The sequence below is a fragment of the Streptomyces sp. NPDC055078 genome (genome assembly GCF_053607985.1).
Genome location: NZ_JBSGUP010000029.1, coordinates 21,603 through 30,444, shown reverse-complemented (window position 1 = coordinate 30,444; position 8,842 = coordinate 21,603). Strand labels below are relative to the sequence as shown.

The 8,842-nt window shown below is 72.6% G+C and carries 8 protein-coding genes; 2 read left to right on the top strand and 6 right to left on the bottom strand.

The genetic code is table 11. The features are described 5' to 3' along the window. From ACWF94_RS04800 to pdhA, 3 genes are all read right to left on the bottom strand, one after another. A partial coding sequence (locus ACWF94_RS04800; protein ID WP_453484698.1) for a biotin/lipoyl-containing protein occupies positions 1 to 630 on the bottom strand: 630 nt, incomplete at its 3' end. Beyond that, positions 630 to 1,655, bottom strand: a complete 1,026-nt coding sequence (locus ACWF94_RS04795; protein ID WP_453484697.1) for an alpha-ketoacid dehydrogenase subunit beta — start codon at positions 1,653 to 1,655, stop codon at positions 630 to 632. The genes ACWF94_RS04795 and ACWF94_RS04800, both read right to left, overlap by 1 nt. Then, the gene (gene pdhA, locus ACWF94_RS04790; protein WP_453484701.1) at positions 1,652 to 2,788 is read right to left on the bottom strand and encodes a pyruvate dehydrogenase (acetyl-transferring) E1 component subunit alpha; all 1,137 of its coding nucleotides are present in this window, start codon (positions 2,786 to 2,788) and stop codon (positions 1,652 to 1,654) included. The genes ACWF94_RS04795 and pdhA overlap by 4 nt, the downstream gene beginning before the upstream one ends. 205 nt (positions 2,789 to 2,993) lie before the next feature. Here pdhA and ACWF94_RS04785 point away from each other — a divergent pair, with 205 nt between their 5' ends. Then, positions 2,994 to 3,506 (top strand): Lrp/AsnC family transcriptional regulator, encoded by a 513-nt coding sequence (locus ACWF94_RS04785; RefSeq protein WP_453484699.1) that lies wholly within the window; start codon positions 2,994 to 2,996, stop codon positions 3,504 to 3,506. A gap of 116 nt (positions 3,507 to 3,622) precedes the next feature. On the opposite strand, the gene ACWF94_RS04780 is transcribed toward ACWF94_RS04785, so the two are convergent. Together ACWF94_RS04780 and ACWF94_RS04775 are read right to left on the bottom strand one after the other, a co-directional pair. Next, on the bottom strand, positions 3,623 to 4,231 hold the full coding sequence (locus ACWF94_RS04780; protein ID WP_453484695.1) for a TetR/AcrR family transcriptional regulator: 609 nt from the start codon (positions 4,229 to 4,231) through the stop codon (positions 3,623 to 3,625). Beyond that, a complete protein-coding gene (locus tag ACWF94_RS04775; RefSeq protein ID WP_453484693.1) occupies positions 4,228 to 5,883 on the bottom strand; it encodes a 3-hydroxyacyl-CoA dehydrogenase in 1,656 nt (551 codons plus the stop codon). Before ACWF94_RS04775 ends, ACWF94_RS04780 begins: the two co-directional genes overlap by 4 nt. A 139-nt stretch (positions 5,884 to 6,022) precedes the next feature. Here ACWF94_RS04775 and paaN point away from each other — a divergent pair, with 139 nt between their 5' ends. Continuing rightward, on the top strand, positions 6,023 to 7,699 hold the full coding sequence (gene paaN, locus ACWF94_RS04770) for a phenylacetic acid degradation protein PaaN (RefSeq protein ID WP_453484691.1): 1,677 nt from the start codon (positions 6,023 to 6,025) through the stop codon (positions 7,697 to 7,699). Between the two features lie 217 nt (positions 7,700 to 7,916). Here the strand turns inward: paaN and ACWF94_RS04765 are convergent, their stop codons facing one another. Next, entirely contained in the window at positions 7,917 to 8,693 is a 777-nt protein-coding gene (locus ACWF94_RS04765) for a TrmH family RNA methyltransferase (protein ID WP_453484689.1), read from the bottom strand. Positions 8,694 to 8,842: the final 149 nt, after the last annotated feature.

Below are 8,842 nucleotides of genomic sequence, written 5' to 3'. Positions count from 1 at the left end.
GGCGGACGCAAGAGCCGCGGACGAAAGGACCGCGGAGGCCGGGGCGGCGGACGCCCCGGTGGCCGCTGTGGCAGCCCGCGCGGCGGGACCGGACCCAACCGGAGGGGATGCGGCCGGGGCAGATGCGGCAGGTGCGGCCGGAGCGGATGCGGCGGCGACCGGGCGCTCGGCGGGGGCCGCGGCGCGCGCACCCGGGGCTGACGGCCTGATCCGGCGCCGACGGGCGGCGGGCGCTCCCGTCCCGTAACCGACGAGCACATTCCCCGACGACTCGTCCGCCCCGCCCGGCGCCGGACCGGAGGAACCGGCGGAGGAGGAACCAGCGGAGGAACCAGCCGGAGCGGATGCGGCGGCCCCGGAGTCAGGGCCGGGCCCGCCGTCCGTCGCACCCACGGCGACGGTCAGCAGCGGTGCCCCGACCGGAAGCTCGGCCCCCTCCTCGCCGAAACGCGCGGTCACCACACCCCCGTACGGGCACGGCACCTCCACCATCGCCTTGGCCGTCTCGACCTCGACGACCGGCTGGTCGATCGCGACCACATCACCGACCGAGACCAGCCAGCGCACGATCTCCGCCTCGGTCAGCCCCTCGCCGAGGTCGGGCAGTTTGAACTCCAGAACCTGCGCCATCAGCTATCCGCCTCCCACTGCAACCGCGCCACCGCGTCCAGCACCCGGTCCACTCCAGGCAGATGGTGCCTCTCCAGCATCGGCGGCGGGTAGGGAATGTCGAATCCCGTCACCCGCAGCACCGGCGCCTCCAGGTGGTGGAAGCAGCGCTCGCTCACCCGCGCGGCGATCTCTCCGCCGGGGCCGCCGAAGCCGGTGGCCTCGTGGACGACGACCGCCCGTCCCGTACGCCGGACGGAATCACAGACCGTCTCGTCGTCGAACGGCACCAGCGAGCGCAGATCCACGACCTCCAGGTCCCAGCCCTCGGCCCCGGCGGCCTCAGCGGCCTCCAGACAGATCGGCAGGGAGGGCCCATAGGTGATCAGCGTGGCGCTGCGCCCGGGGCGGCGGACGACGGCACGGCCCAGTGGTTCGACCGGAGCGGGGTCCTCCGGCGACCAGGTCGCCTTCGACCAGTACAGCCGCTTCGGCTCCATGAAGACCACCGGGTCGTCGGAGGCGATCGCGGCCCTGAGCAGCCCGTAGGCGTCATCGATGGTCGCGGGCGTGACCACATGGAGCCCCGGAGTCGCCATGTAGTACGCCTCGGACGAATCGCTGTGGTGCTCGACGCCGCCGATACCCCCGCCGTACGGCACACGCACGGTGATGGGCAGCGCCATCCCGCCCCGGGTGCGGTTGCGCATCTTGGAGACATGGCTGACCAGCTGCTCGAAGGCCGGGTACGCGAAGGCGTCGAACTGCATCTCGACAACCGGCCGCAGTCCGTACATCGCCATGCCGACGGCGGTGCCGAGGATGCCCGCCTCCGCCAGCGGGGTGTCCGTACAGCGGTCGTCGCCGAACTCCTTGGCGAGTCCGTCGGTGACCCGGAAGACGCCGCCGAGCGTGCCGACGTCCTCGCCGAGCACATGGACGGCCGGATCCTCGGCCATCGCGTCGCGCATCGCGCGCTGGAGGGCCTGCGCCATCGTGGCCGGTTTCACCCCGGCCGGGCGCTTCTCCACGGTCGACGACGTCATCGCGCCTCTCCCTCGGCGTCCAGCTCCGCGCGCAGCTGCGCGGCCTGCTCGTGCAGCTGACCTGTCCGCTCGGCGTAGACATGGGCGAACAGGTCCATCGGGTCGAGCGGCGCGTCGGCGTTCATCCGCTCGCGCAGGTCGGCGGCCATCGTCTCGGCCGCGTCGGTGACGGCCTTTCTGGTGTCGTCGTCCAGCAGTCCGCGCCCGGTCAGCTCGCGCTCCAGCAGCCGGATCGGGTCGTGCTCACGCCATGCCTCGATCTCGGAGTCGCCCCGGTACCGGGTCGCGTCGTCGGCGTTCGTATGGGCGTCGACGCGGTAGGTGATGGCCTCGATCAGCGTCGGGCCGCCGCCCCGGCGGGCCCGGGCCACGGTGTCGGTGAGCACCTGGTGCACCGCGGGCGCGTCGTTCCCGTCGACCAGACGGCCCGGCATTCCGTACCCCACGGCCTTGTGCGCGAGGGAGGGCGCGGCGGTCTGTTTGGCGAGCGGTACGGAGATCGCGAAGCCGTTGTTCTGCACCAGGAAGACGACGGGGGCCCGCCATACGGCGGCGAAGTTCAGCGCCTCGTGGAAGTCGCCCTCGCTGGTGCCGCCGTCGCCGACCATGGCGAGCGCGACGACGTCGTCACCCTTGAGCCGGGCCGCGTGCGCCAGCCCCACGGCATGCGGCAGCTGGGTGGCGAGAGGGGTGCTCAAGGGGGCTGTCCGGTACTCACGCGGGTCGTAACCGGTGTGCCAGTCGCCGCGCAGCAGCGTCAGCGCCTTTACGGGGTCCATGCCCCGGGCCACGACCGCGAGGGTGTCGCGGTAGCTGGGGAAGAGCCAGTCCCGGTCCTCCAGGGCCAGCGCGGCGGCCACCTCGCACGCCTCCTGGCCGGTGCTCGACGGGTAGACGGCGAGCCGGCCCTGCTTGGTCAGGGCGGTCGCCTGCGCGTTGTACCGCCGGCCGCGCACCAGCTGGGTGTACAGCTCCAGCAGCAGGCCGGGGTCGGCGTCCGCCGCGGCGTCCGTGCCGAGCACCCGGTAGGGCTCCGGGTCGGGCAGCAGGGGCGCCGGGTCGGTACGGGGCCGCCACGCCGGGGGCGGGGTGGGCCGGTAGGCGCCGGCGCCTGGCGGTTCCTGGACGGTCATGCTGCTCTTTCGCACTGCGAGCACCTCCTCGTGGGAGCGATGACGAGGCGGCCGGAAATGCGCCCCGCCTCCCCTACCGATTGTTCGGTCGTTGGCGCATTTTGGCTACAGGCACCTTCAGCCTGTGGACAAACGGTTCTCCACAGCCTCTGATGGAGCCAGGTCGTCCATGCCGGAGAGGTGGGGGGATATGACATCTGAACAAATGGCCGACAGCGGGGACCGGACCGGGCAGGGGGCCACGCCCCGGCCACTCGACCCCATCGACCGCGACATCCTGCGCATCCTGCAGTCGGACGGCCGTGCCTCGATACGGTCGGTCGCCGAACGCGTCCATGTGTCGCGCGCCAACGCGTACGCCCGGATCAACCGGCTCATCGACGACGGTGTGATCCGCGGCTTCAGCGCGCGCGTCAACCATGAGCGGGCGGGCCAGGGCGCCTCCGCCTACATCACGCTCAAGATCGTGCAGAACTCCTGGCGTACGGTCCGCGAACAGCTCCAGGCGCTGCCGGGGGCCGCCCATATCGCGCTCGTCAGCGGCGACTTCGACGTACTGCTGCTGGTGCACACCCCGGACAACCGCACCCTGCGCGAACTGGTCCTGACCAGGCTTCAGGCCATCCCTGAGGTGCTGTCCACCCGCACCCTGCTGGTCTTCGAGGAGACCGATCTCGACCCGGCGTCCCCGCCCGCGACGGACGGCGAACCCCTCTGACCCGCGGGCCCGCCCTCAGGGCTGTGACCCGGAGGTCCGCCCCGAGAGCTGTGTGGCCCGGGGGCCTGCCCGGGGGCCGCGGTGACCCGGGGCCCTGTCCCGGGGCCACACAGTCCTCAGGCGCCCTGTGCGGCCCCGGGGCCGGTCCGCAGCCCGTCGAAGGCCATCCGTACGACCGTGTCGGCGACCTGCTCGCCGTCATGGCCGCCGGGGTGCGGCCGGTACCACTCCACCAGGGAGTTCACCATGCCGAAGAGCAGCCTCGTCGCGAGCCGTATGTCGACATCCGCACGCAGATCGCCGTCCGCCGCCGCCGCTTTGAGCAGATCGGCGACCCGCTGGTCGAACTCCCGGCGGCGCTTCAGCGCCCATCGCTCGGTCTTGGTGTTGCCCCGTACGCGCAGCAGCAGCGTCACATAGGGCAGCTCGGCCATCAGCACCTCCACGGTGCGCCGGGTCATGTACTCGACCCGTTCGATGGCCCGGCCGCGCAGCGCCCCCGGCTCGTCCAGGATCGCGAAGAGCGCGTCGAGCGCCCGGCTCACGGCCCGGCGCAACAGCTCCTCCTTGCCCGCCACATGGTGGTAGATGGACGACTTGGAGATCCCGGCCGCCTGGGAGAGATGCTCCATGGAGGTGCCGTCGTAGCCGCGCTCGTTGAAGATGCGCACGGCGACCGTCAGCAGCGTCTCCGGCGTGTACGTGTCACGCTTCGCGGTGCTCATGAGCCCGCTCCTTCCCGGTCACCGGCGGGCGCTTGCGCGGCACTCGCCGCCTCGCGGGTCACCGCCGCCTCGCGGGCGAAGATGTGCTGGAAGAGGGCCAGGCCGGGGGCGTAACGCCCGCTCGGCACCCGTTCGTGGAGGTCCTCCAGCAGATCGTGCGCCCAGCTCCTGGGGAGCCTGCGGTTCCATTCGAAGGGCCCGAGCGGGTAGTTGACGCCGAGCCGCATCGCGGTGTCGATGTCGTCCTCGGTGGCGACCCCCTTGGCGGCGGCGTCCGCCGCGATGTCGATCAGCATCGCGACCGTACGGGCCACGATCATCCCCGGGGCGTCCCCGATGACACTGACCTGCTTGCCGAGTGCCTGGAAGAGACCGATGGCCTCCCTGAGGGTGCGCCCGGCGCCGTCCGGGGAGGCACCGTCCGGGGAGACGTTGTCCGGGGAGACGGAGAGCGCGATCCGGGTGGCGGCCCGGTAGTCGAGCGCCAGGTCGAAGTAGACGACATCGCGGAACTCGCCGGACGTCTGGCCGTCGGCGAGCGCCAACTGGCCCCCGCCGGGCAGCACCAGCCGGGTGCCCTCGTCCTCGTCCTCCTTACGGAGGGTGATTCCGGCCGCGCCGATCATGTCCAGCAGCTCCGCGGCGGGGCCGAGCCCGCCTCTGGCTATGACATACGCCGGAGCCGGTTCCGGGGGCGCCGTGTGCGGCTCGGGCCGCTCGCCCCCCGGGCCGTGGTCGTACCAGCCGCGTCCCGCCTTGCGGCCCAGCAGGCCCGCCTCGACGAGTCGGCGCTGGGCGAGCGACGGCAGAAACTTCGGGCTTTGGAAGAAGGACTCCCATACGGACCGGGTGACGGCCTCATTGACGTCCTGGCCGATCAGGTCGGTCAGCTCGAAGGGCCCCATCCGGAAGCCGCCGCACTCGCGCAGCACCGCGTCGATCGTCGCGGGGTCGGCCACCCGGTCCTCGTAGAGCGCGAAAGCCTCCGCGTAGAAGGGCCGTGCCATGCGGTTGACGATGAACCCGGGCAGATCGGCGCAGCGCACCGGGGTCTTGCCCCAGGCCGCCGCCGTCGCCCACGCGCGCGTGGCGGCCGTCTCGTCCGTGGCGAAGCCGCTGACGACCTCGACCAGGGGGAGCAGGGGTGCCGGGTTGAAGAAGTGCAGTCCGACGAAGCGGGCGGGGTGCCGCAGGGCGCCCGCGACGGCCGTGACGGAGAGGGAGGAGGTGTTGGTGGCGAGCAGGCAGTCGTCCGTGACGATGTCCTCCAGCGCCCGGAACAGCTCCTGCTTGACGGCCAGTTCCTCGACGATCGCCTCGATGACGAGAGCCGCGTCGGCGAGGTCGCCGAGATCGGCCGCCGGGCGCAGCCGCGCGCGGGCAGCGTCCCGCTCGGCCGCCGCCAGCCGGCCCTTGGCGACCAGCCGGTCCAGTCGCGCGCCGATCGCGGCCGCCGCCTCCGCCGCCCGCCCGGGAACGGCGTCGTAGAGGCGCACCGGATGGCCGGCGACCAGGGCGACCTGGGCGATGCCCTGGCCCATCGTGCCGGTACCGACCACGGCTACGGGCCGGGCCGGGTCCACGGCGGCGCCCTGATCGGCCCCGGCCGGGTGCCGCGCGGACGCGGCGGTGCTCTGCTCGATGGCGCTCATGGGAGTGATCCTCCCGGACGAGTTATCCACAGGTTTGACAGGCCCCCTTGTACCGACCGATCGTTCGGTTACTCTAACCCTGTCCTTCCATTCCTGCCCAGCTCGCTGAGGAGTTGGCTCGACGAGGAGTTGGTCCGTCATGCAGCTGACCGAGACCCGGCTGGCCGAGAGCCATCGGGGGACTCTCGACCAGGCGCTCGAAGCAATCCGCACCCGGGCCTACTGGTCCCCCCACCCCGAGCACCCCAAGGCGTACGGCGAGAGCGGGCCCGCCGACGGCCTCGCGGCTTTCGAGGCGCTCCGCGGCACCCGCTTCGACCTGGACCAGCCGGGCACCGACGGCTGGACCGGCGCGGAGATCTCTCCGTACGGGCCGGAGCTGGGGATCGAGTATCCGCATCCGGACATCGACGTCCTGCTCCCGGCGATGCGCGCGGCGACGGCCCCGTGGCGCGAGGCGGGCCCCCGGACGCGGGCCCTGGCCTGTCTGGAGATCATCGCCCGCATCAGCGCCCGCACCCATGAGTTCGCGCACGCGGTGATGCACACCAGCGGGCAGGCGTTCATGATGGCGTTCCAGGCGGGCGGCCCGCACGCCCAGGACCGCGGCCTGGAGGCCGTGGCGTACGCCTATGCGGAGCAGACCCGCACCCCCGCCGCGGCCGACTGGTCCAAGCCCCAGGGCAAGCGCGACCCGCTGGAGCTGAAGAAGACGTTCACCACGGCGGGCCGGGGCGTCTCCCTGCTGATCGGCTGCAACACCTTCCCGACGTGGAATGGCTACCCCGGTCTGTTCGCCTCCCTCGCCACGGGCAACCCCGTGCTGGTCAAGCCGCATCCCCGCGCCGTCCTGCCGCTCGCGCTGACCGTGCGCGTCGCCCGTGAGGTGCTCGCCGAGGCCGGCTTCGACCCGAATCTGGTGTGCCTGGCCGTCGAGCGACCCGGCGAGGGCATCGCCAAGACCCTCGCGGTCCGCCCCGAGATCAAGATCATTGACTACACGGGGTCCACCGCGTTCGGCGACTGGCTGGAGGCCAATGCCCGCCAGGCGCAGGTCTACACCGAGAAGGCGGGCGTCAACACCGTCGTCGTGGACTCGACCGACGACTACCGTGGCATGCTCTCCAATCTGGCCTTCTCGCTCTCCCTGTACAGCGGCCAGATGTGCACCACCCCGCAGAACCTCCTGATCCCGCGCGACGGGATCTCCACGGACGCCGGAGCCAAGTCGTACGACGAGGTGGTCGGCGATCTCGCGGCCTCGGTCGGCGGTCTCCTCGGCGACGACGCCCGGGCGAACGCCCTGCTGGGCGCGCTGGTCAACCCGGACGTGAAGGGGCGCCTGGAGGGCGCCGCCGCGCTGGGCGAGGTGGCTCTGGCCTCCCGGAGCATCACCCACCCGGACTTCCCGGACGCCGTTGTGCGCACCCCGGTGATCGTCAAGCTCGACGGCGGCAAGCCCGACCCTGAGGCGGCCTATCTCTCCGAGTGCTTCGGCCCGGTGTCGTTCGCCGTCGCCGTGGACTCGACGGCGGACGCGCTGGAGCTGCTGCGCCGGACGATCCGGGACAAGGGCGCGATGACGGTCGGCGCGTACACCACCTCCCAGGAGACCGAGCGCGCGGTCGAGGAGGTCTGCCTGGAGGAGTCCGCACAGCTCTCCCTGAATCTGACCGGCGGGGTGTACGTCAACCAGACGGCGGCCTTCTCCGACTTCCACGGCTCCGGCGGCAACCCGGCGGCGAACGCGGCCCTGTGCGACGGCGCGTTCGTCTCCAACCGCTTCCGGGTGGTGGAGGTCCGCAGGCAGGCGTGAACGGGCGGCGCCGGGTCCCGGATCTCGCTGGGGAAGCGGTGTCCGGGGCGGGCGCCGGGGCGGCTGGTATACGCCCCGGCCCGGGGCCGTCGGCCCGGGGCATCGGGCCGGGGCGGGGAGGGCCGGTCAGCGCGTCGGGCTGGTCGGGGAGGCCGATCGGGGCGGGCGGTCGGTGCGGGCGGTCGGTGCGGGCGGTCGGTGCGGGCGTCGGCGGTCGCTAGGGGACGCGCGGTGTGCCCGATGGGCCTCCCCAGTGGAAGAGGGCCATGGCGACGCTGGTGGCGAGGTTGTAGCTGGAGACCTGGGGCCGCATGGGCAGGGCGAGAAGTTTCGCCGACCGGCTCCGGAGTTCCGGTGAGACTCCGTGGCGCTCGGAGCCGAAGACGAGCAGGGCGTCGTCGGGGATGGTCATGGACCTGATGTCGTCCCCTTCGGGGTCCAGGGCGTACAGCGGGCCCGGGGGGAAGCCGTCGAGGGGCAGCCGTTCGACGGCCGTGGCGTAGTGCAGGCCCGCGCCCGCGCGCACCGCGTTGGGGTGCCAGGGGTCCAGATCGCCTGTGGTGACCACACCTGTGGCACCGAAACCGGCGGCGAGCCGGACCACCGCTCCGACGTTTCCGAGGTTGCGCGGATTGTCCAGGACGACGATCGGCGCGGGCCGGGGCAGCCCGGTCAGGCCGTCCGTGTTCTGCCGGGGACTCCGCCTCGCCGCCAGCGCGGCGACGCGGGTCGGGTGGACCCGGGGCACCAGCTCCCGCAAGGTCTCCGCGGGCACCTCCGCCACGAGTGCCCCGATCCGGTCCCGCACATCAGCGGCCAGCTCGGCGGCGAGTGCCAGTACGGCCGCCTTGTCGCTGGTGACCGCGCAGCGCACCTCCGCGCCGAAGCGCAACGCGTGTTTCAGCGCGTGAAATCCGTCGAGCAGGACCGCGTCGGCCGCGCTCTCGGCCGCCCGCCACCGCACAACCGCCTCCGTGGCGTTCTGGTCGCTCATCGCCCCAGGCTACGGCCGCGGACGCCCCCTCCCCGTACCGCACCGGCCCGCCCCGTATCCGTACCGCGCACCTCCCCGTACCGCCCCGTATGCGTACCGCATCGGCCCGGACCGCTCCCTTGCCCGACAGCCGGGTTGGCTGAGGGCGC